We start from the raw sequence: 21,138 nt of genomic DNA, 5'->3' as shown, positions 1-21,138 counted from the left end.
TGCATAAAGTTTTATTAAGTGTAATTTATTATAGCAGGTTTAGAAATATTTTAGCGAGTTAAAGTGCTTGCAATCAAAATGGTTAATCATTAGAATACACATAAATAAAAGTGTAATATAACAATTAAGTTGTATATAGACCTTAAAAATATTAAGGGAGAATCTATACAACTGACTGTGTTGGGAGTATAGTTTATCCATCAACATACAAAGAGGTATTGGAGTTATGTTTAATCAAATTAAAAGACTTTTAATTGGGCGTCCTAAAAAGAATAGGGACTTAAAAAATGAAAAGATTACTAAATTCAAAGCACTAGCGATATTATCATCAGATGCCTTATCTTCTGTTGCATATGGGCCGGAGCAAATACTAATTACGTTATCAGTCGTTGGGGCAGTCGCTTCATGGTATACATTACCAATTGCTGCAGGTGTATTGATTTTATTAGCAGCACTTATATTATCGTATAGACAAATTATATATGCATACCCTAAAGGTGGCGGAGCATATATGGTGTCAAAAACGAATTTAGGCGAGAAGTGGGGATTACTTGCTGGAGGTTCCTTACTGGTTGACTACATTTTAACCGTAGCTGTAAGTATTTCTTCTGGAGCCGATGCATTTGTAGCTGCATTTCCAGGTTTATATCATCATAAGGTATTAATAGCTTGTCTATTAGTTTTGTTTATTTTGATATTGAACTTAAGAGGGTTAACTGAATCAGCGACTTTATTATCTTACCCAGTATATTTATTTATCATAGGATTAGTTGTGTTAATAGTGATAGGTACATGGCGTGTTGCTACTGGTGATATACAACCACATATGCAATCGTCAATTGGAACATCAGTACATGGTGTAACACTCTTTTTACTATTAAAAGCATTTTCTTCAGGGGCTTCTTCTTTAACAGGGGTAGAGGCTATTTCAAATGCTGTTACAAATTTTAAAGATCCAGCTGCTAAAAACGCAGTCAAAACATTAGTAACAATGGGAAGTATTTTAGCATTCCTTTTAGTTGGTATCGTAGGATTAGCTTATGTTTATGGTGTCATGCCGCAAACTGAAACGACAGTATTATCACAATTAGCATCACAAATTTTTGGTGATAATGTGGCCTTTTATTTTGTACAAGCAACAACTGTAATGATTTTAGTATTGGCTGCTAATACAGGTTTTACTGCATTTCCAATGTTAGCTGCGTCTATGTCAAAAGATAAGTATATGCCTAGAATGTTTACAGTCAGAGGTGACCGATTAGGTTATTCTAATTCAATTTTAGTATTAGGAATTTTTGCTATTATATTAATTATTTTATTCAAAGGTAAAACTGAAAATCTTATTCCATTATATGCAGTAGGTGTATTTATTCCATTCACACTGGCACAATTTGGTATGGTATTAAAATGGTTTAGAGAGAGACCAAAGGGTTGGCAAGCGAAACTAGCAATCAATACACTAGGTGGAACAATTACATTTGTTGTATTTATGATATTTTTAATTACTAAATTTACACATGTCTGGCCAATATTATTGTTCTTACCATTCTTTGTATCAATCTTTGTAAGAATTAAAATGCATTATCGTAATGTCGCTGAACAATTGCGATCAGATAAAGATGTATACGATGTACCAGTTGTAGATCGTAGTTTAGCCATTGTACCTATTATGAGTATTACGACTGTAGTAGACAAATCTATTTATTACGCTCAAATGTTAGCTAATAATGATGTGATTGCAGTGCATGTATCATTTGGTGATGAGGATGAAAAAGCATTTCAAGAAAAATGGAAACAACATTATCCAGATGTACGGCTTATTATTTTACACTCCGAATACAGAAGTATTATACGACCGATTTCTAGATTTATCGATAAAATTCACCGTAAAGCAGAAAATCAAAATTATTTAATCACGGTTGTTGTGCCAGAATTTATACCTAAGAAACCATGGCATCATCTATTACACAACCAAACAAGCTTACGCTTAAAAATGCATTTGATTTATCAGAAAAACGTCATCCTCTGTACAATTCCATTTAAACTTAAAAAATAATTAAAAACCACAATGACTGATATTCAGATAAGTGAATAAATAGTCATTGTGGTTTTTTTATTTATGATTCTTCAGCAATAATAATTTCATTGTAGTTAATATTTTCTCTTAGTTGTTTAGCAATTTCTGATGTGACTTTTTGTTGCTTAATTAATTCATCTAAAAATTTTCTTTCGTTATAAATTGCGTGTAAACGTAAAGACAATTGTGTTTCTGAAGAAAAATTAGTTATTGCATTATTGTTTCTACTTTGAGTGGTACTTTGTCTTTTACGTAATGTACGTATCAAATTATAATATTGGTTCACAACAAGTGATGTTTCAAGCACATTTGAACTGTTTTGTTCTTTGTGTAATCTAAGTGTGATTTGATGATTCACCACGCGCATAATTTTTTGTACACTTTTTAGTTCATTTTTATATGACTTCAACATTTCAGTACGTCTTTCTTCAATTTGATCACTTGAAGGTTTGTGTCTTTCATTATTTTGTTCAACTGATATTTTCTCATGATGAGTTGAGTTAACTTTATCTTTATTTTTATTTTGCACTTCTGAAGAAAGGGTATGGGCAGTGTGTTTTCTATAGTTCTTTCTCGCTTTGAATCTTAAATAAATCATGTTAAAGAAACGTGAGAATTTTGTGATAAACGATGCTTCTTTATAGGATTTACTCAATTCTACAATATTTCGGTAATTAGATAATTCTTGAGATGTAATTTTCCCTTTATTAATAAGACGTTCTAAGGTTGCTGTTTCTTCTTCTTCGGCAATTTTGGTTAATCTGTGTAGTTCTTTAGTATCTTTGTTATCTGGTTCTACATTAATTAAGAACGAAAGCTCAGTGAAATATTGATTGAATAAAGGTCTATAATCAATGTTTTCATTTTCTTTAGCATTCTTTTTCAGTTGTTGTATGACAGACTGAATGATAAGTATTTTAGCCGCTTGATATGTCATACCTTGTTTAGTATCTTTGTTTTCCGATTTTGTAATAAGAGGTAAGACGATTTGAGCTAGTATAAGGCTAATTAAAACCATTAATGATGCGATAAATAATAAATCATTTCTATATACAAAGTTTTGATGGTGACTCATCATTGTAGGTAAGGTTAAAGCCATTGATACAGAAATCGTCCCATGAATACCACACATAGTCATGATAAATGAATAAAGTATTCGGTTTGGTGGCTTTTCTTCTGCTAATTCTTCATCTTCAATATAACGTTGTATATTTTTAGGATAATAAAAATCTTTATACCATAAGAAGACCCATATGAAACGGAAGCTATAAATAGCTAATGAAATAAGCAATGTAATACCGATTAAAAATTTAAGATTATCAGGTTCAACTTTCACAATTTCTATAACTACTTCAGGTACGATAAACCCTAAAACGACGAATACAAAACCGTTTAATGCATAGCTCAATGTATTCCAAATCTGGGAATAGTTAATTTGTAATTCTGTTTGAGCACGAAGTAATCTATCTCGTTCTAAACCATGTACTAATCCGGCAAACACAACTGCAATAATACCAGAGGCATGTAATTCTTCAGCAATAAAGTATATAACGAATGGTGTAAGTAACTGGATAAAAGTGAGAGTATTATTATCTTTAAAACCTTTATTTGCAGTTAAAAAGACGCGTAACTGCACTACTAAAATACCAAGAATGACACCAACTAATATCCCTATAATTGTTGATACTATAAATTGTTCAATTGCACTGACTGCCGAGAACATACCCGTAACAAGGGCAGTAACAGCAATTTTAAAAGAAATGATACCAGCAGCATCGTTAAGTAAAGATTCTCCTTCTAAAATAGACATTGCTCCCTTTGGTAAAATCTTTCCTTTAGTTATAGCAGATACGGCTACAGCATCAGTTGGGCAAAGTATTGCTGCAATTGCAAATGCGGCAGGCATTGGTAGCTCGGGCCAAATCCAATGTATAAAGTAGCCGACACCGATAACTGTTGTGAATACTAATGCCATTGCCATCAATATGATAGGTGTTCTATATTCCATTAATTTTGATCTTTTAATATGAGTACCTTCTACAAATAATAATGGTGCAATGACAGCCATCATAAACACTTCAGAATCAAAGTCAAAATGAATAGGAATAGGTAAGGTGAAAATGGCTGCACCTAGTGCAATCTGAATAAACGCTGTGGGAATTTTAGGAAAACGATTATTAATGATTGCACTTAATATAACAGCAAATATAAATATTAAAAATGCTTCAAGTAATTCCATCTTAATCTCCTTATATCAATAATAAGTATTATTTTAACATGAAATATACCATTTAAATTTTGTAAATTTCAAAGTTATATAAAAAAATAGAGTTAGCAAAATCAACTTTGCAAACTCTATATTAATCTTAAGATTATAGGTTTTCAGTATGTTTTTTATCAGCTAATTTTTGTTTCTCAGCTAATTCTTTAGCATTATTTTTGTACTTTTTATAATAAAAGTATAAGAAGATAAACCAGAATGGTGAAATAAAGATAGCCGCTCTAGTATCATCACTAAAGAATAATAATATAAATACGAATGCAAAGAATGCTAATACGACATAGGCAGTTGCTTGTCCACCGAACAATTTAAATTTATTATTTTTATGTTCTTGAGGATTCTTTTTAACGTAAATAATATAAGAAACAATAATCATTGCCCAAACTACTAAGAATAATACTGTTGATAGTGTAGTGACATATATAAATAATTGAATGGCATCTGGAAAGATGAAGTTAAGTAATGCTGCAACTAATAAAGTAAATGATGATACGAACATAGATAAATATGGAACACCATTTGAATTTGTTTTACTTAGCACTTTCGGTCCTAAGCCTTGTTTAGATAAACCAAATAGAATACGACTATTTGAATAAATACCACTATTCGTTGCAGAAGCTGCTGCAGTTAAAACTACAAAGTTAACAATACCGGCAGCAAATGGGATACCAATCAATGTAAATAACTTCACGAATGGACTGCTATCTGGATCAATACCATTCCACGGAATGACAGACATAATGACAAGTAGACCGCCAATATAGAATAGTAAAATTCGAATAGGTACATTATTGATTGCTTTTGGAATCGTTTTTTGAGGATCTTTAGTTTCCCCAGCCGTAACCCCAATCAACTCAATACCAATAAATGAATAGACAGCAATTTGGAATGACATTAAGAACCCAAATATACCATGCGGGAACATACCACCATGTTTAACTAGGTTAGTAAAAGACGCATGCCCGTAGTGTGTCTTGAAAGAAAAGAAGATTAATACTAAACCTACAATTACCATGGCTACAATAGTTACAACTTTGATAATAGAGAACCAAAATTCTAGTTCACCAAATAATCTAGCACCTAATAAATTAAATGAAATCAAGATTAAAACTATGAATAACACGGTTAACCAATGGGGTACTTGTGGATACCAAAAAGCAAAATATTGTCCCATTGCTGTTAGGTCAGACATACTTGAAACAATCCAACAAATCCAGTAGGTCCAACCAATGACGAAACCACCAAAAGGTCCGATATATTCATTAGCTATATCTACAAAAGAATTAAAGTGTGTACCACTTAATAATAATTCCCCTAAAGCACGCATAAATGCAAAAAGTATCATTCCAATAATCATATACGTGAATAATAGTGAAGGTCCGGTCAATGCAATCGTTTGTCCGGAACCTAAGAATAGTCCAGTACCAATTGCTCCCCCAATTGCAATTAATTGGATATGTCTATTATTCAACTCTCTATGCAGTTGTCTTGCCATAATTTTCCTCCTCAGGAAAGCAAAATAAACAATTTATGAAAGCGTTTTCTTTAAATTAATACTATAGAACTATTTGGAATAAAGCAATTAATTTTTAAAATATAAGTAAATACATTTATTAAGCTTTGTATGATAATTATTACTTATATTTTTTGAAAAATCACATTATTCTGTAAATCAGGGGTAGTACCATTAGTTATTAATTACGGAAAACATAACTATTATAATGATAAGTCAATCATTTTTGAAATGATTTGTGAAATTAAGTTCCAAACAATGTCATTTTAAATATAAATGAGGATGTGTAATAATGAATAGCAATGAAAAATATATGAAGAAGGAATCTAAAATGAAAATAGGGGCTATTTCTGATTTACATGTTGATCGAAACCCAAAATTAAATTCACAATATTATTTTGAAACATTAGTAAATGTAATAATGAAGAGAGAAATCGAATTACTCATTATTGCAGGTGATATTTCAAATGATTATCGTCAATCTATCCAATTTATTAAAGATTTGAGAAATAAACTTGAAATACCTGTGTTATTTGTACCAGGTAATCATGATTTATGGTCGGATAGTACAAATAAAAGTTCTAAAGAGATTTTTGAAATATTTAAACAACAAGAAGATTGTTTAATCGAGCGCCCATATATGATTAATGAAAATTGGGCAATTGTTGGTCATACAGGGTGGTATGATTATTCCTTTGCCGATACAAAATTTTCAAAGGAAAAATTACAAAAGGGAAAACATTATGGTGCAACATGGCAAGATAAAGTAAGAATAGATTGTAATCTATCTGATAGAGAGCGTTCATTACAAGCAGCTAATCAAGTTAAAAAGGATATAGCAGCAATAGGCGATCGACAAGTTATTCTAGTTACTCATATCGTTACGCATCCAGCCTTTGTCGTGCCAACACCTCATCGCATTTTTGATTTCTTTAATGCATATATTGGAACAAGTGATTTTAACCATATTTATCAACAAAACAATATTCAGTATAGTATTATGGGGCATGTTCATTTTAGAAAAAATTTAATTGAAAATAATATACATTATATTTGTCCTTGTTTAGGTTATCCACGTCAATGGCGTACAGATGATATTTCTCAGGAAATAAATCATACTTTGGTTGACTTTATCATTTAAAATACCGTCAATCTATTTATATGAAAATATGATGACGGTATAAATTAAGGAGATTTAGTTATTAGGTTTAATATATAGACACATACGGCCTGGTGCATTAAAACTTCGTTCCATTTTTGATTTTTTGATTTTAATGATTTGTTTACTATTTGGAATAATAGCAGGGAATACAATTCCTTTACTGATATGACTCCAAAGTGGATCGATGTAGTAATAATTGTCTTTATCATAGCCAATAAGAAGTGTGACATGAATGTTTGATACAAGTCGAATTTTATAACCATCAAATTTAAAACTACGACGCATTGGTTTAGCGCCTAAACTCGTATGATACATGACTACTGGTTGTTGTTGGTCAATAATTTTTTCCAATTCAGCTAAACTTGTACCTGTACCGTTAATGACATTTGAATTATATTTTTGTAAAAATGGAACAAAAGCCTCTGGAAAAATGGTTTGATGGTAGCCAAATTTAACTAGCAAATGATTGCCTACATAACCTTTATAAGGGTTATTTGGGTGTGTTGGCCAATTTTTCATTATGTCAGTTGCTTTAATAGGCTGTTGATTAAATTGAAACATCATTGAAGCAGATACGCCTTCACATCCCATGACCATAGGGATAGGAAACAATTGGCTAATGGGTTTAACAGGTAGAATCGTTTTGTTCATCGGTAATCTCCTTAAGCTGATATACGTTTATATAGTATTCAATATTATATACTGAGTCTTTATATTTTGGATAATTATTTGTTTGGAAATGTTCATTTTAATGTTATTTCAGAATCAGAAAGGTTATAAATAGTAGAAAGCAGAATTTTTTAAGGGGAGTCAAAAATGAATTATCAAATAAAAAGTATGGAAGCTATTAATCTTATTGGTGTAAAACGCCAATTTAAGAGTGGGGGACATGCACAAAGTAATATCCCAGACTTTTGGGAAGATGTGACTATAATAGGTTTAGATCGCAGATTGTCAGAGAAAAGTGATGAATCATTTGAAGGCTTAGTTGGTCTATGTATACCACAACAGGATGGAAAAATGAATTATATGATTGGTGTTCCTAGTGACAAAACACCTAATGATGGATTAGAAACGTACCAGTTAGAGGATAATGACTATCTTGTTGTTAATGCAGTAGGTAAAGTGCCTTATTCTATTAGACATGCGATGCGTCACATTCATAATGAGTTATTGCCTAAGGAACATATTCAGTTAAAACAGGCGCCATTTTTCGAATTGTATCCTAATGGCGATACTCAAGACGATAACTATGTAACTGAACTTTGGTTACCAATAGAGCAAAATAAATAATAAAAAACGCAAGTGTTTGGCATAGAATAGATATTAAACCTGACTAATGCCTTACATTTGCGTTTTTAGTTTAAGAACGGTATTTTGTTGGATTAAGTTTGAAATAAATGAATTGTAATAACACTAACAAGATTGCTGTGATTGAAATAATAACTAAATACGGTGTCGGATCAAATTCGCCATTTAGTCCAACTAAAGGAGAAATAACACCACCAAGAATAAATTGGAATAATCCTAACAAACTTGAAGCGTTACCGCTACCTCCAGTTCTTTCTTCCATAGCTAATGCAAAGCCTAAAGGTCCTATAGACGTTACAGGGCTTATATTTAAGAAAAATGCTATGATAAGTAACCAAATAGGTAAGTGCATAGATAATGTAATAATAATCAGTATTACACCTATAATTTGAATGACAGTTAAGTAAATAAGTAAAGTATATCGGCTTAATTTTTCTACTAATAATGCTACGATTTGACTTACTAAAATTAAACCTATACCGTTAACGGCTAAAATAACACTAAATTGTTGAGGTGTTAAATTATAAACTTTTTGCGTAATAAATGGTGATGCAGATGCATAACTAAATAACATGACATAAGTTAAACCTTGTAACAACATTGGAATAACAAAGGATGGTTTTTTTAATAATGTACCAAAGTCTTTAAATATTCGTGAATAGTTTAGTGTAGTCTGTTCAGCTTTAGTTGATGGTGGCATCTTCATGAATACACCAATAATGACGATAAGTGTAATAATAGTTAAGATGATAAAGATACTTCTCCAAGTAGATATCGTTAAAGCAAAACCGCCAAGTAATGGCGCTATAATTGTAATAATTCCATTAACTACCATAAGTGAAGTTAACATTTTAGCCATCTCGTCACCACTAAACTTATCTCCAACTGAAGCTTTGGCTATAACTATAGAACCGCCTGCCATTAATCCTTGAATTAATCTTAAGAATAAAAAGAAATATAGACTAGTTGTAAAAACAGCAATTAAAGATGCAAGTAAATATATAACTAAAATGGTTAATGCGATTTTCTTGCGACCAAAAGCATCTGATAACGGGCCAAAGAAGAATTGCCCAAGTGCTAAGCCGATCATCGCAAACGATGTAGTTAATTGAATTTCTGAAGTTGTTGAGCCAAAGTCATGTTGAACGTTTGGCAATGATGGTGAATACATATCAATTGATAAGGGACCAAAAGTCGTCATCACCCCAAAAATGATAATTAATATGAATGGAAAGTGCTTGGCACTTGAATTTTGCATAAGCGTTCTCCTTTTTAAGAATTTATAGAACAAATTATATACGTTTTACACATATTTGTATGTAGTTATTTCACTTTTTATATCATCAATATTATTTATAAGGGGAAAATTTGCTTTTAAAGCGTGCAGTGAATATAAATGTAATAACTAACAGGCTTGTATATACCTATCAAATTAGGGAATACAAGCCTGTTATTTTGGTTTTAAATTATTACAACATTATTTATTGACCGTTTGAGCTAGAGCCATTTATTAATTCTTCAATTTTAGATTTAATGCTATCAAACTTTGTATTAATATCTTGTAACATACTGTTTACTTTACTTTGATTTTCATTATTTTGTTGAGCAGTGTTAGCATTTTTCAGTTTATCAATTTGATCTTGATAAAATTTAGTCAGTTTAGAATCTGCGTTTGTTTCTTCTTTTTGTTTTAAATTATTGATGTCTTGTTGTAATTGGTTGATTTGTGATTGGCTATCTTTATTTTGTTTAATATCATTTTTAGCTGAGTCAACTTTATTATTAATATCATCGTTTTGACTTTTGACTTCTTTTTTATAGTTTTGTGATACGTCAGGATCATTACTAACTTTATCATTATTATGATTTAATACAGCTCTGGTTATGAAGATAGCTACAATAATTAACAGAATAACGATAATGGCTATCAACCATTTTTTAGATTTACGTGTTTTTTGGTTTTCTTCCTGTAGCTCTTGTTCTCTTCTATAATCTCTACCGTTGTAATAGCGTTCTGGATTTTGTTCATATTCATTTTCATTATATTCACGTCGATCATCATATTGGCTTTGGTTTCTATAATCTCGTTCTTCACTTTGTCTACGATGATTTTGATATTGATCATCATATCGATAAGAATCTTTATACTTATCAGTTCTTTTCATACTGTCCACCTCATTTTTAATGGCATTTCTGGATTATTAATTTAATGGCAAATTTAACACTAGTGTACGGGCTATATTGTGGGCTGTTTTAGTTAAAAGTTCATATCCGTTATCTAAAGCATTTTTAAGGTCGCTGGGTTGATTCATAATACTAAAGGCACTATCAATACCATAATCATAAACAGCTTCGTAGTTTTCTCCTAAACTTCCTCCAATGGCTATAACTGGAATATTGATTTGTTTTGACGCTTGAGCAACACCAATAGGCGTTTTACCTAATATTGTTTGATTATCAATTTTTCCTTCACCAGTTACTACAAGATCGGCATTTTCAATTCTAGATGTAAAACGGGTTTCTTCTAAGACAACATCAATGCCTTTAGTTAAATCTACATCTAGGAAAGCCAGTAATGCAGTCCCCATACCGCCAGCAGCACCTGCACCAGGTACATCTTTGACATCTTTTTCTAGTTGTAATTTTATCTTATCATGATAATGACTTAATGCGGTATCCAACTTTGGTATCATCTTTGCAGTTGCGCCTTTTTGAGGGCCATAAATGGCAGTAGCCCCATTGTCTCCTAGTAAAGGGTTAGTGACGTCACAAGCTACTTTAATTTCAACGTCTTTAAGTTTTGGATTTAACTGTGAAATATCTATATTATCTATATCAAGCAAATGAATGCCTCCTGGGGCAATACTATTATGATTTGAATCTGAAAATTTTACGCCTAATGCTTGTAACATGCCGACACCCCCATCATTTGTAGCACTGCCACCAATGCCAAGTATAATTTTTTTAGCGCCTTGTTCTAAAGCATGATTGATAAGTTGTCCAGTACCATAAGAACTAGTTGTCATTGGATTTTTCTCATTCGTAGATAATAAATCTAACCCTGAAGCGGCTGCCATTTCAATGATCGCAGTTTGATTGTGTTGTGCATAAGCGTACCGTGCACGTATATCTCTAAGGAGTGGATCTTTAACATCAACTTCAATAGTACTTGCCTTTAATGCTTCCATTAAAACTTCAGTAGTACCTTCACCACCATCGGCCATGGGAATCAGATCATAAACCGTTGAAGATGGTAATACTTTTGAAAAGCCTTGATGTATAGCTTCGGCTGCCTGTCTTGCAGACATACTTTCTTTAAAAGAATCTGGTGCGATGACTATTTTCATGAATCAACACTTCCTCATCGTTTTATTTATCTTTATTTTATAAGAGGTCAGGTTAAAACAAAAGACAAAATATAAGTATTTATATATGAGATAACGTTGCTACTATGGAAACGTCTATATGAAAATTTTATTATATAATAGTATAATAAAATAACTTAGTAATTATTAGGAGTAGGGAGAACAACCAGAAATGTACAACATGATAAAGTTTAGAATGAATGAATTATACGTTGGATGTATTTTCATTTTTTTATTTTATTTATTAATCAGTATATTAACGCCTTTGTCAGCAGATGATTTTAAATGGTCTGTTGTAAATAAAGCATCTAATTATAGAGAAATGATTGAATATACGGATGGAAGGTATTTATGTCATTTATTAGCAATGACAGCTATGAAGATTAATATTTTACGCTACATATTATATGCGATTATTTCATTTGGACTTGTCTATTTACTAGCACTAATACAGCAACAACAGCAACAACAGCAACACTTCAATTTTTATATCGTAGTATCATTTATATTACTATTAATAATGCCAAGAGTGATTTACAGAGAAACATACGGGGGCTTTGATGGGTTTTTTAGATATGTGCCAAGTACTTTAATCTCTGTATTTATATTATTTATTGTCGTATTAACGATATATAAATTAGAAATGCTATCAACAAAATGGATAGTCTTATTCTTGATTTGTACATTGCTAGGGCAATTTTTTGTAGAAAATATAACCCTTTACAATATATTGATATTACTTATTGGTAATATTGTATTTATGATAAGACATCGTAATTTTAATTATTATTTAATTATAGGTTTTATGTTGAGTTTAATTGGTGCCATGTTAATGTTTATCAATCCTATTTACATTAGTATTTATCGAGGAGGAGATAGTTATTTTCGTTTCTCAGATAAACTCGGGTTAAAACATAAAATAGGTTATACATTGTTAAAGCAAATACCAGAATATATATTTATCGATCAATTTTTAATTGTAAGTATGATTGGATTTATCACAATTGGTTTTCTTATTAAAAATCAGTTGTTTGCTCATACGAAATTATATTGGAAGATACTTCTAATATTAAGTATAGCGATATTGCCTTTTTATAAACTTTTTGTTTATGATTTTCTTCAATTTAATCTATTAAAAGGTTCATTAGCGGTTGCGTTGCTAAACACATTCATATGTGGATGGTTTTTTATAGCATTAGTAATTTCAGTTCGTTTTATTTTTAAAGAACAAGTTATAAGGAATCTAGGTTATTATGCACTTGGATCGATACCACTGGTAACATTGCCGTTATTATTAGTATCTCCATTAGGGGCAGGTAATTTTTATACTATTTATGTATTGTGGTGTTTGTACTTATTATTATTAATTTCTCAATATAAAATACAGTGTCAGTCAATATGGATTGGTTTAAAAGGATTTTCAATAGCATTGGCATTTATTTTTATTGTTACAATGAGTGTGATATATTTTAATAATATTCAACGCATTGATATGATAAACAAACAACTTGATACACATCGATACAAACATGTTGTCGTGTTAGAGAGGTTACCATTTGAAAATATCTTAAATAAGGCAACGCCAACTTCTAATATGCAACACAAATCATTTAAAATGTATTATGATATACCTCAGAATGTTAAGCTGAAAATAGTACCTTATGGTTCAAGCTTGGCGAGACTTGAAGGAGATTAAGTATGAAATTAACTCAAACGCATATTGAGATTATTAAATTTATAATAGTCGGTGGCTTGAACACATTAAATTACTACATCGTTTATTTACTATTATTAAAATTACTAGATGTGAATTATTTAATTAGTCATATTACTGGATTTTTAGTTAGTTTCATCATTTCTTACTATTTAAATTGTTATTTTGTGTATAAAGTGAAACCAACATTACGTAAATTTATAAGTTTTCCACTGACACAAATTGTGAATATGGGAATGCAAACGTTACTATTATATGTTTTTGTACAGTGGTTTCATTTCCCGTCAGAAATTGCACCATTTGCGGGATTAATCATTACGATACCTATAACCTTTATTTTATCTAAATGGATATTAAAAGATTAATGCTAAAAATGAAATACATAATTAAAATAGACGGACATAAATCCCGAAATAAAAAGCACTAAGATGACCTATTTTCATCATCTTAGTGCTTTCTTTTTGTCAATACTTCGTATTGTATGGCTACGCATTCCCAGGGTACAGTTTCAGCCAGAAATACTACACAGATAAATCTGTGAGAATTTCTAAGGTCTTCAACTAGTACTGTTCCCTCGGGAGTCTTGCCATAAATACTACGTATTTATATGTAATTTTATATTAAAAGACTAAAAAATAATGAAAAAGACAATTTCTATATTATTTCAATAAAAATCACTCTTTTCCACTTGTCCAAAAACTTAATGTTTCGGATACTTTTTCTTAACTGGATCTTGATGTTACCCTATGGTGTTTATTCTATAGAAAAGAGTTAATTTTTTAGGGAAGTCTAAAAAAATAATTAGCTTAATTATATAAAAAATATAGAAATTAAAAAACGTTGTAAAAATATTTTTTATGATTCATACTATGATTACTAAAGGAATTCAAGGTGGTCAAAGGTCATGTCTCAAAATGAAAATTTAAAGATTGCACAACGAGGTGCATATTTAAGTTTAGTCGTTTATATCATATTATCTATAGCAAAATATGTTACAGGATTCGTTTTTAATTCAGCTGCCGTGAGAGCCGATGCATTAAATAATATGACAGATATAGTTGTCTCTATTGCTGTGATTATTGGATTAAAAATATCAATTAAACCAGCTGATAGAAACCATCCATATGGCCATTTAAAATCAGAAAATATATCTACATTGTTGGTTTCATTTATAATCATGTTTGTAGGTATACAAGTTGTTATTGAAAATACGCCAAGGCTTCTAACACAAGATAAAAATGTACCGAGTCCAATTACAATTTTAGTAAGTATTATAAGTGGTTTAATCATGCTAGGTGTATTTTTAGTGAATCAAAAATTAGCAAAGAAAACTAAAAGTAGTTCACTAAAATCAGCCGCTAAAGATAATTTATCCGACAGTTTAGTTAGTATAGGTACAGCAATTGGTTTGGTTTTCACTCAGATTGGCTTTCCAATCGTGGATATTATTTTAGCAACCTTACTAGGTTTGCTTATTATTTATACAGGATTTGGAATTTTTAGAGAGTCTATTTTTACATTGAGTGATGGTTTTAATGAAAAAGATTTGGAAGAATACAGAAATGATATATTAGAAGTGGACGATGTGTTAGATGTTAGAAGTATTAAGGGACGTTATCATGGAAGTAGTATTTTCTTAGACGTTACGATAGTGGTAGAGCCCAATTTATCTATTAGTCAAGCACATTTAATTTGCGATAAAGTTGAAGATCATCTACATGAAAAGGGAATTTCTTCTGTATATGTACATCCTGAACCTAATATGAATGATAATTTAAGTAATAAGATACATAATTGAGTCTAGAAATTTAAACAAAATTAGCGCCAAGCAGAAATCAACGTCGATTTCTGTTTGGCGCTTGTTATTATTTATATAAAGTAATCTTACCAATAACCGTTTGATTCACGGAAAGAAATAGCTGCATCAATTGAACCATAACGTTCTTTTGCGTAGTTAATCATACCTTTAGTTTGAGTAGCTACAGAACCATAGCCCCATGATTGGTTCGTTTGACCTAAACCATGATATTGTCCGTTTGAAGCATCAGGATCACCGCCAGATTCTGGCATTACTACGCTATCCCATAATTCTTTTGTGCCACCTGCTTCTATAAATTCTTTATAGACATCACTTGATGACTCACTGCTTGATGATGAATCTTCACTAGTTGATGATTTACTCTCCGAACTAGTGCTTTGTGTAGACGTTTGAGTTGTTTGGTAATTTGAAGAAACTGATGAAGACTTATCTTGTTGTTGGTTACCAAACGATTGATTTTGTTGAGGTGAGCATTGTGAAGGTTGATTGTTTTCAGCCGCATGTGCTTGATGCGCTTCTAAACCTGTTGCTCCTATAGAAACTGTAGCGATAATTGCTAATATTGATTTTTTCATAATAGTTAACTCCTTTAGTATGTGATTTCAATCAGACTTAAAAATAATCCCAAGGATATGTGTCTGTTCATATTTGAATGTGTTGATTTCTTAAGGTGTGTTCATACTATATCATCTATAGGTATTGCATAGGTTACATGAATATAAAAAGGTAATGACACACATTTTAGTTAGAATACAAGCATTTCAAATTTAAAAAGGAATATTTCAAAAGTTACAAAAGCTAAAGCAAACGTTATTGATTGAAAATCTACAAGTGCGTTCTATAATAAAGATATACAGTAAAAATATAAATAGAATCATGTCATCATTTAGTAATGAATGTCATCTATTTTATATTTAAATCATTAATTGTATCAACTAACATCCAAGTTAGTTCGTTATATAAATAGGAAGGTGTTAAATTATGCCAAAACTTATATTATGTCGTCACGGTCAAAGTGAATGGAATGCGAAAAATTTATTTACTGGTTGGGCAGATGTGAAATTATCTGAACAAGGAATTGAAGAAGCAACTACAGCAGGTAAAAAAGTATTAGAAAATCAATTAGAAATAGATGTTGCATATACTTCATTATTAACTAGAGCACTTGAAACAACACAACATATTTTAGCTCAATCTGAACAACAATGGATTCCAGTTAATAAAAGCTGGCGTTTGAATGAACGTCATTACGGCGCGTTACAAGGGTTAAATAAAGACGATGCTAAAGAGCAATTCGGTGAAGAACAAGTTCATCAATGGAGACGTTCTTATGATGTACAGCCACCAGCAGAAAGTGAAGAACAACGTAATGAATACCTAAAAAATAGAAGATATCGTCATTTAGATCATCGTATGATGCCATATTCTGAAAGTTTAAAAGATACTTTAGAACGTGTGGTGCCTATTTGGACAGATCAAATATCTCAACATTTATTAGATGGTAATACTGTACTTGTCTCAGCTCATGGTAATTCCATTAGAGCATTAATCAAATATTTAGAAAATGTTTCTGATGAGGATATTATTGGTTATGAAATTAAAACAGGTGCACCACTTGTTTACGAATTGACTGATGATTTAGAAGTTAAAGATAAATATTATTTATAAAATAAAAAATTAGGTCACTTACTGATGTTGAAAAGCATCAATAAGTGACCTTTTTTGTGGAGTAATTTAAATAAGAATTTAAGCATTTTATTATCTAAATTTATGCTTAGTATGATTAGAAATTAAATATATGAGCATTGCAAAAACAGATATGTCTAATTATTTTATTTTTTTATGTTGTTTAATAATTTTTAAAGCACGTTTTCTCGTTTTAATATTTGGGCTGTTCAAATTACGGCGTGCAGTTTGTAAATCAGTTTTCATAAAATGACCTCCTTTATGTAGTAATATTATGAATTAAAGTTTCGAAAATGTAAATAGTAATTATTACGATTTGTAAGAAAATATTAATTCTAAACTAATAAAATGCATATTGCATATAACTTATGTATAATGTTGTGATAATTGAAAAGGAAAGTAAGGAGGAATTAACGTGACACTTAAAGCAAAATTGGTAATGATTATTACGATGTTACTAGGTGGCTTTTTTGGTTTACTAAATGAAACATTATTAACAACAGCTCTACCTAGTATTATGAAAGATTTTGATATCCAATATTCACAAGTGCAATGGCTAACAACCGCCTTTTTATTAACGAACGGCATAGTCATTCCACTATCAGCTTTATTTATTCAAAGATATACCACTAGACAGGTCTTCTTAATAGCTATTTTAGTATTCTTTATTGGAACAATATTAGGTGGATTTAGTCCTAATTTCACTATTTTATTAATTGCAAGAATTATTCAAGCGTTAGGTTCAGGTATCATGATGCCCCTCATGATGACTAGTATTTTAAATATATTTGAACCACATGAACGCGGTAAGTATATGGGGATGTTTGGTTTAGTGATTGGTTTGGCACCGGCAATTGGTCCCACTTTATCAGGATATTTAGTTGAATATTTTAACTGGAGATCATTATTCCATGTTGTTGCGCCTATCGCGGCACTCGTATTTATTATCGCAATATTTACAGTTAAAAATGTAGGACAAATTGTTAAGGCCCCAATTGATGTATTGTCTATCATATTGTCTGTCTTAGGATTTGGAGGCTTACTGTATGGTACTAGTTCTATATCACACGATGGCTGGAACGATCCAATTGTATTAACCACTATTATTGGTGGCGTTATTTTAGTTGTGTTATTTATTTGGAGACAATCAAAACTCGAGGTCCCATTGTTAAACTTTGATGTTTTCAAAAATTCACAATTCGCAATTGGTATTTTAATTATGGCAGTAACGATGATTTCAATGATTGGTTCAGAAACTGTTTTACCTATGTTTGTCCAAAACTTACTAAATCGTACGCCTCTAGATTCTGGTTTAATTTTATTACCTGGTGCAATTGTAATGGCAATTATGTCATTTGCTTCAGGATCACTTTATGAAAAATTTGGTGCTAAACCTTTAGCATTAATAGGTATGTTAATTGTAGTCATCACAACTACTTACTTTGTTGTGATGGATGAAAATACAAGTTCGACAATGTTGGCAACGGTATATGGTATACGCATGATTGGTATTGCGCTTGGTTTAATGCCTGTCATGACACATACAATGAATCAATTGCCATATGAAATGAATGCACATGGTTCATCTATGACGAATACAGCTCAACAAATTGCCGGCTCAATAGGGACAGCAGTCTTAATTACAATCTTAAGCCAAGCTAGTAAAAACTATACGCCTAATATGAGTGATTATGATGGTATGAAACGCAGTGAAATGTTAGGTCAAATTAAAATAGATACAATGTTACATGGTTATCATGCTGGATTCTTATTTGCAGTTATTATTACAATAGTAAGTTTCTTATGTTCGTTTATGTTAAAAAGAAATGCTCAAACTCCAAATGATAAATAAGTGGTTGAAAGTTGAAATGACAGTAAGAATCACGAAACAAGTTATTGACTTCACACCCATTAAGGATTAAAATATTTTTATTCCGATTAGAATAATAAGGATAAGGGAGAAATGTTTAATGAAAAGACTATTATTTTGTGTCGTTGCATTAGTATTCGTACTAGCAGCATGTGGTAATAATTCTAGTAAAGACAGTAAATCAAGCAGTAAAGATGATAATACGATTAAAGTGGGTACAGAAGGTACATATGCACCATTCTCGTTCCACAATAAACAAGACAAATTAACTGGTTATGATATCGACGTTATTAAAGCAGTAGCTAAAGAAGAAGGACTTAAATTAAAATTTAATGAAACATCATGGGATTCTATGTTTGCTGGATTAGACGCAGGTCGTTTTGATGTTATAGCTAACCAAGTAGGTATTAATAAAGATAGAGAGAAAAAATATAAATTCTCTAATCCATATACTTATTCAAGCGCAGTGTTAGTAGTTCGTGATAACGAAAAGAATATTAAATCTTTTAATGATGTTAAAGGTAAAAAATTAGCACAAACATTTACTTCTAATTACGGTCAATTAGCAAAAGATAAAGGTGCTAAAATTACTAAAGTAGATGGTTTTAACCAATCTATGGATTTATTATTATCTAAACGTGTAGATGCTACATTTAATGATAGCCTATCTTATTTAGATTATAAAAAACAAAAGTCTAATGCTAAAATCAAAGCAATCAAAGGTGACGCAGAGAAAAATAAATCAGCATTTGCCTTCTCTAAAAAAGTTGATGATAAAACAGTTCAAAAATTCAACGATGGATTGAAAAAAATCGAAGAGAGTGGCGAACTTAAAAAAATAGGTAAGAAATGGTTTGGTCAAGATGTCTCTAAACCTGAATAGTGAGCAACTTCATGCATTAGACGCTGCAAAGCAAGCATTTGGACCAATGTTAGAAGGGTTAGTTAAATATTCTATCCCGATTACACTTGTTACATTCGTATTAGGTTTAATAATTGCCTTATTTACAGCATTAATGCGTATCTCTACAAGTAAATTTTTAAAAGGTGTAGCAAGAGTTTATGTATCGATTATTCGTGGTACACCGATGATTGTTCAATTATTTATTATATTTTATGGTATTCCAGAATTAGGCAGATTAATTACCAATGATGCTGATAATCAATGGACATTAGCTCCTGTTGTAGCAGCAATTATTGGTTTGTCACTCAATGTAGGTGCATATGCATCAGAAATCATTCGTGGCGGAATTATTTCTATACCAAAAGGTCAAACAGAAGCGGCATATTCAATCGGAATGAATTACCGCCAAACTGTGCAACGTATTATTTTACCGCAAGCGATAAGAGTTTCCATCCCTGCACTAGGTAATACGTTCTTAAGCCTAATTAAAGATACATCTCTATTAGGATTTATCTTAGTGGCTGAAATGTTTCGTAAAGCTCAAGAAGTAGCTTCAACAACTTATGAATATTTAACAATTTATATTCTTGTTGCATTAATGTATTGGGTAATTTGTTTCATTATATCTGTAATCCAAAGTTTTTATGAATCATACATTGAAAGAGGGTATCGCTCATGATTGAATTATCGAATATTCATAAATCATTTAATCAAACAGAAGTGATTAAAGGTATTGATTTAAAAGTAGATCAGGGCGAAGTTGTGACATTAGTTGGACGTTCCGGTTCAGGTAAAACGACTCTTTTACGTATGATGAATGCACTTGAAATTCCTACTGAAGGAACAGTTTATGTAAATGGCAAGACATACACTGAAAAGGATAAAAAGTCACAAATAGAAGTTAGAAAACAATCTGGAATGGTATTTCAAAGTTATAATCTATTTCCGCACAAAACAGCATTAGAAAATGTGATGGAAGGTTTAGTCACAGTTAAAAAGCAAAGTAAATCAGAAGCTAAAAATAAAGCGTTAGATTTACTTGAAAAAGTTGGTTTAACCCACGTTAAAGATCAACGACCACATGCATTGTCTGGTGGACAACAACAACGTGTAGCGATAGCAAGAGCATTAGCTATGAATCCTAAAGTGATGTTGTTTGACGAACCAACATCAGCATTAGACCCTGAACTTGTTAATGACGTGTTGAAAGTTATTAAAGATTTAGCACAAGAAGGTATGACAATGGTTATTGTCACTCACGAAATGCGATTTGCGAAAGAAGTTTCAAATCAAATAGTGTTTATTCATGAAGGTAAAATTGGTGAACAAGGTTCCCCAGAAGATATCTTCAATCATCCGAAAACGGACGAACTTAAACGCTTTTTAAATGTAATACAATAAATGACGATATAGAAAACCCAGTGAATTTAATTTCA

Annotated in this window: 19 protein-coding genes; 11 read left to right on the top strand and 8 right to left on the bottom strand. The window is 31.0% G+C overall.

The features are described from left to right. Window positions 1-226 precede the first annotated feature (226 nt). Complete coding sequence (gene kimA, locus Q4528_RS00450) at window positions 227-2,056, top strand: potassium transporter KimA (RefSeq protein ID WP_046467049.1); 1,830 nt, start codon at window positions 227-229, stop codon at window positions 2,054-2,056. Window positions 2,057-2,117: 61 nt separating this feature from the next. Here kimA and Q4528_RS00445 read toward each other — a convergent pair whose 3' ends face one another. Beyond that, complete coding sequence (locus tag Q4528_RS00445) at window positions 2,118-4,316, bottom strand: cation:proton antiporter (protein WP_046467050.1); 2,199 nt, start codon at window positions 4,314-4,316, stop codon at window positions 2,118-2,120. Window positions 4,317-4,449: 133 nt separating this feature from the next. Next, window positions 4,450-5,853, bottom strand: a complete 1,404-nt coding sequence (locus tag Q4528_RS00440) for an amino acid permease (protein ID WP_017637582.1) — start codon at window positions 5,851-5,853, stop codon at window positions 4,450-4,452. A 349-nt stretch (window positions 5,854-6,202) separates the two neighbouring features. On the opposite strand from Q4528_RS00440, the gene Q4528_RS00435 reads away from it, so the two are divergent. After that, a complete protein-coding gene (locus tag Q4528_RS00435) occupies window positions 6,203-7,012 on the top strand; it encodes a putative phosphoesterase (protein WP_046467187.1) in 810 nt (269 codons plus the stop codon). Between the two features lie 54 nt (window positions 7,013-7,066). Here Q4528_RS00435 and Q4528_RS00430 read toward each other — a convergent pair whose 3' ends face one another. Then, on the bottom strand, window positions 7,067-7,684 hold the full coding sequence (locus Q4528_RS00430) for a C39 family peptidase (protein ID WP_029056149.1): 618 nt from the start codon (window positions 7,682-7,684) through the stop codon (window positions 7,067-7,069). Window positions 7,685-7,849: 165 nt separating this feature from the next. Here Q4528_RS00430 and Q4528_RS00425 point away from each other — a divergent pair, with 165 nt between their 5' ends. Beyond that, a complete protein-coding gene (locus tag Q4528_RS00425) occupies window positions 7,850-8,326 on the top strand; it encodes a GyrI-like domain-containing protein (RefSeq protein ID WP_046467052.1) in 477 nt (158 codons plus the stop codon). A gap of 70 nt (window positions 8,327-8,396) precedes the next feature. On the opposite strand, the gene tcaB is transcribed toward Q4528_RS00425, so the two are convergent. The 3 genes from tcaB to Q4528_RS00410 all read right to left on the bottom strand — a co-directional run bounded on the left by tcaB (window position 8,397) and on the right by Q4528_RS00410 (window position 11,691). Continuing rightward, window positions 8,397-9,602 (bottom strand): putative multidrug effflux MFS transporter TcaB, encoded by a 1,206-nt coding sequence (gene tcaB / locus Q4528_RS00420; protein ID WP_303520108.1) that lies wholly within the window; start codon window positions 9,600-9,602, stop codon window positions 8,397-8,399. 223 nt (window positions 9,603-9,825) lie between these two features. Beyond that, a complete protein-coding gene (locus Q4528_RS00415; protein WP_303520106.1) occupies window positions 9,826-10,509 on the bottom strand; it encodes a hypothetical protein in 684 nt (227 codons plus the stop codon). 36 nt (window positions 10,510-10,545) lie between these two features. Further along, a complete protein-coding gene (locus Q4528_RS00410) occupies window positions 10,546-11,691 on the bottom strand; it encodes a glycerate kinase (protein ID WP_046467054.1) in 1,146 nt (381 codons plus the stop codon). 190 nt (window positions 11,692-11,881) lie between these two features. Between Q4528_RS00410 and Q4528_RS00405 the strand changes: the two genes are divergently transcribed. The 3 genes from Q4528_RS00405 to Q4528_RS00395 all read left to right on the top strand — a co-directional run bounded on the left by Q4528_RS00405 (window position 11,882) and on the right by Q4528_RS00395 (window position 15,221). Continuing rightward, complete coding sequence (locus Q4528_RS00405) at window positions 11,882-13,405, top strand: hypothetical protein (RefSeq protein WP_108000327.1); 1,524 nt, start codon at window positions 11,882-11,884, stop codon at window positions 13,403-13,405. Between the two features lie 2 nt (window positions 13,406-13,407). Next, on the top strand, window positions 13,408-13,788 hold the full coding sequence (locus Q4528_RS00400; protein ID WP_017637712.1) for a GtrA family protein: 381 nt from the start codon (window positions 13,408-13,410) through the stop codon (window positions 13,786-13,788). 539 nt (window positions 13,789-14,327) lie between these two features. After that, window positions 14,328-15,221: a cation diffusion facilitator family transporter gene (locus Q4528_RS00395; RefSeq protein ID WP_046467056.1), complete on the top strand. Its 894-nt coding sequence runs from the start codon at window positions 14,328-14,330 to the stop codon at window positions 15,219-15,221. A gap of 86 nt (window positions 15,222-15,307) precedes the next feature. On the opposite strand, the gene Q4528_RS00390 is transcribed toward Q4528_RS00395, so the two are convergent. Beyond that, complete coding sequence (locus Q4528_RS00390) at window positions 15,308-15,817, bottom strand: aggregation-promoting factor C-terminal-like domain-containing protein (protein ID WP_046467057.1); 510 nt, start codon at window positions 15,815-15,817, stop codon at window positions 15,308-15,310. Window positions 15,818-16,223: 406 nt separating this feature from the next. Between Q4528_RS00390 and Q4528_RS00385 the strand changes: the two genes are divergently transcribed. Further along, window positions 16,224-16,910 (top strand): 2,3-diphosphoglycerate-dependent phosphoglycerate mutase, encoded by a 687-nt coding sequence (locus tag Q4528_RS00385; protein ID WP_017637715.1) that lies wholly within the window; start codon window positions 16,224-16,226, stop codon window positions 16,908-16,910. 159 nt (window positions 16,911-17,069) lie between these two features. Here the strand turns inward: Q4528_RS00385 and Q4528_RS00380 are convergent, their stop codons facing one another. Beyond that, window positions 17,070-17,174 (bottom strand): putative metal homeostasis protein, encoded by a 105-nt coding sequence (locus tag Q4528_RS00380; protein ID WP_017637716.1) that lies wholly within the window; start codon window positions 17,172-17,174, stop codon window positions 17,070-17,072. A 169-nt stretch (window positions 17,175-17,343) separates the two neighbouring features. On the opposite strand from Q4528_RS00380, the gene Q4528_RS00375 reads away from it, so the two are divergent. From Q4528_RS00375 to Q4528_RS00360, 4 genes are all read left to right on the top strand, one after another. Continuing rightward, on the top strand, window positions 17,344-18,780 hold the full coding sequence (locus Q4528_RS00375; RefSeq protein ID WP_017637717.1) for an MDR family MFS transporter: 1,437 nt from the start codon (window positions 17,344-17,346) through the stop codon (window positions 18,778-18,780). Window positions 18,781-18,898: 118 nt separating this feature from the next. Next, window positions 18,899-19,681: a transporter substrate-binding domain-containing protein gene (locus Q4528_RS00370; RefSeq protein ID WP_017637718.1), complete on the top strand. Its 783-nt coding sequence runs from the start codon at window positions 18,899-18,901 to the stop codon at window positions 19,679-19,681. Next, a complete protein-coding gene (locus Q4528_RS00365) occupies window positions 19,662-20,381 on the top strand; it encodes an amino acid ABC transporter permease (protein ID WP_017637719.1) in 720 nt (239 codons plus the stop codon). Before Q4528_RS00370 ends, Q4528_RS00365 begins: the two co-directional genes overlap by 20 nt. Then, window positions 20,378-21,103 (top strand): amino acid ABC transporter ATP-binding protein, encoded by a 726-nt coding sequence (locus Q4528_RS00360; RefSeq protein WP_017637720.1) that lies wholly within the window; start codon window positions 20,378-20,380, stop codon window positions 21,101-21,103. Before Q4528_RS00365 ends, Q4528_RS00360 begins: the two co-directional genes overlap by 4 nt. The last annotated feature ends 35 nt before the right edge of the window (window positions 21,104-21,138 follow it).

The organism is Staphylococcus pasteuri (assembly GCF_030547725.1).
In the GTDB taxonomy this organism is placed as follows: Bacteria; Bacillota; Bacilli; order Staphylococcales; family Staphylococcaceae; genus Staphylococcus; species Staphylococcus pasteuri.
Note: the sequence above shows the minus strand (reverse complement) of the source record. Positions and strands in the feature narration are given on the sequence as shown.

Excerpts from the sequence above, each read along its gene's own strand:
- Q4528_RS00360 (WP_017637720.1), top strand. The coding sequence starts at position 20,378 with ATGATTGAATTATCGAATATTCATAAATCATTTAATCAAACAGAAGTG.
- Q4528_RS00425 (WP_046467052.1), top strand. The coding sequence starts at position 7,850 with ATGAATTATCAAATAAAAAGTATGGAAGCTATTAATCTTATTGGTGTA.
- Q4528_RS00405 (WP_108000327.1), top strand. The coding sequence starts at position 11,882 with ATGTACAACATGATAAAGTTTAGAATGAATGAATTATACGTTGGATGT.
- Q4528_RS00435 (WP_046467187.1), top strand. The coding sequence starts at position 6,203 with ATGAAAATAGGGGCTATTTCTGATTTACATGTTGATCGAAACCCAAAA.
- Q4528_RS00415 (WP_303520106.1), bottom strand. The coding sequence starts at position 10,509 with ATGAAAAGAACTGATAAGTATAAAGATTCTTATCGATATGATGATCAA.
- Q4528_RS00390 (WP_046467057.1), bottom strand. The coding sequence starts at position 15,817 with ATGAAAAAATCAATATTAGCAATTATCGCTACAGTTTCTATAGGAGCA.
- Q4528_RS00395 (WP_046467056.1), top strand. The coding sequence starts at position 14,328 with ATGTCTCAAAATGAAAATTTAAAGATTGCACAACGAGGTGCATATTTA.
- Q4528_RS00370 (WP_017637718.1), top strand. The coding sequence starts at position 18,899 with ATGAAAAGACTATTATTTTGTGTCGTTGCATTAGTATTCGTACTAGCA.
- Q4528_RS00440 (WP_017637582.1), bottom strand. The coding sequence starts at position 5,853 with ATGGCAAGACAACTGCATAGAGAGTTGAATAATAGACATATCCAATTA.
- Q4528_RS00380 (WP_017637716.1), bottom strand. The coding sequence starts at position 17,174 with ATGAAAACTGATTTACAAACTGCACGCCGTAATTTGAACAGCCCAAAT.
- Q4528_RS00385 (WP_017637715.1), top strand. The coding sequence starts at position 16,224 with ATGCCAAAACTTATATTATGTCGTCACGGTCAAAGTGAATGGAATGCG.
- kimA (WP_046467049.1), top strand. The coding sequence starts at position 227 with ATGTTTAATCAAATTAAAAGACTTTTAATTGGGCGTCCTAAAAAGAAT.
- Q4528_RS00430 (WP_029056149.1), bottom strand. The coding sequence starts at position 7,684 with ATGAACAAAACGATTCTACCTGTTAAACCCATTAGCCAATTGTTTCCT.
- Q4528_RS00445 (WP_046467050.1), bottom strand. The coding sequence starts at position 4,316 with ATGGAATTACTTGAAGCATTTTTAATATTTATATTTGCTGTTATATTA.
- Q4528_RS00400 (WP_017637712.1), top strand. The coding sequence starts at position 13,408 with ATGAAATTAACTCAAACGCATATTGAGATTATTAAATTTATAATAGTC.
- Q4528_RS00410 (WP_046467054.1), bottom strand. The coding sequence starts at position 11,691 with ATGAAAATAGTCATCGCACCAGATTCTTTTAAAGAAAGTATGTCTGCA.
- Q4528_RS00365 (WP_017637719.1), top strand. The coding sequence starts at position 19,662 with ATGTCTCTAAACCTGAATAGTGAGCAACTTCATGCATTAGACGCTGCA.
- tcaB (WP_303520108.1), bottom strand. The coding sequence starts at position 9,602 with ATGCAAAATTCAAGTGCCAAGCACTTTCCATTCATATTAATTATCATT.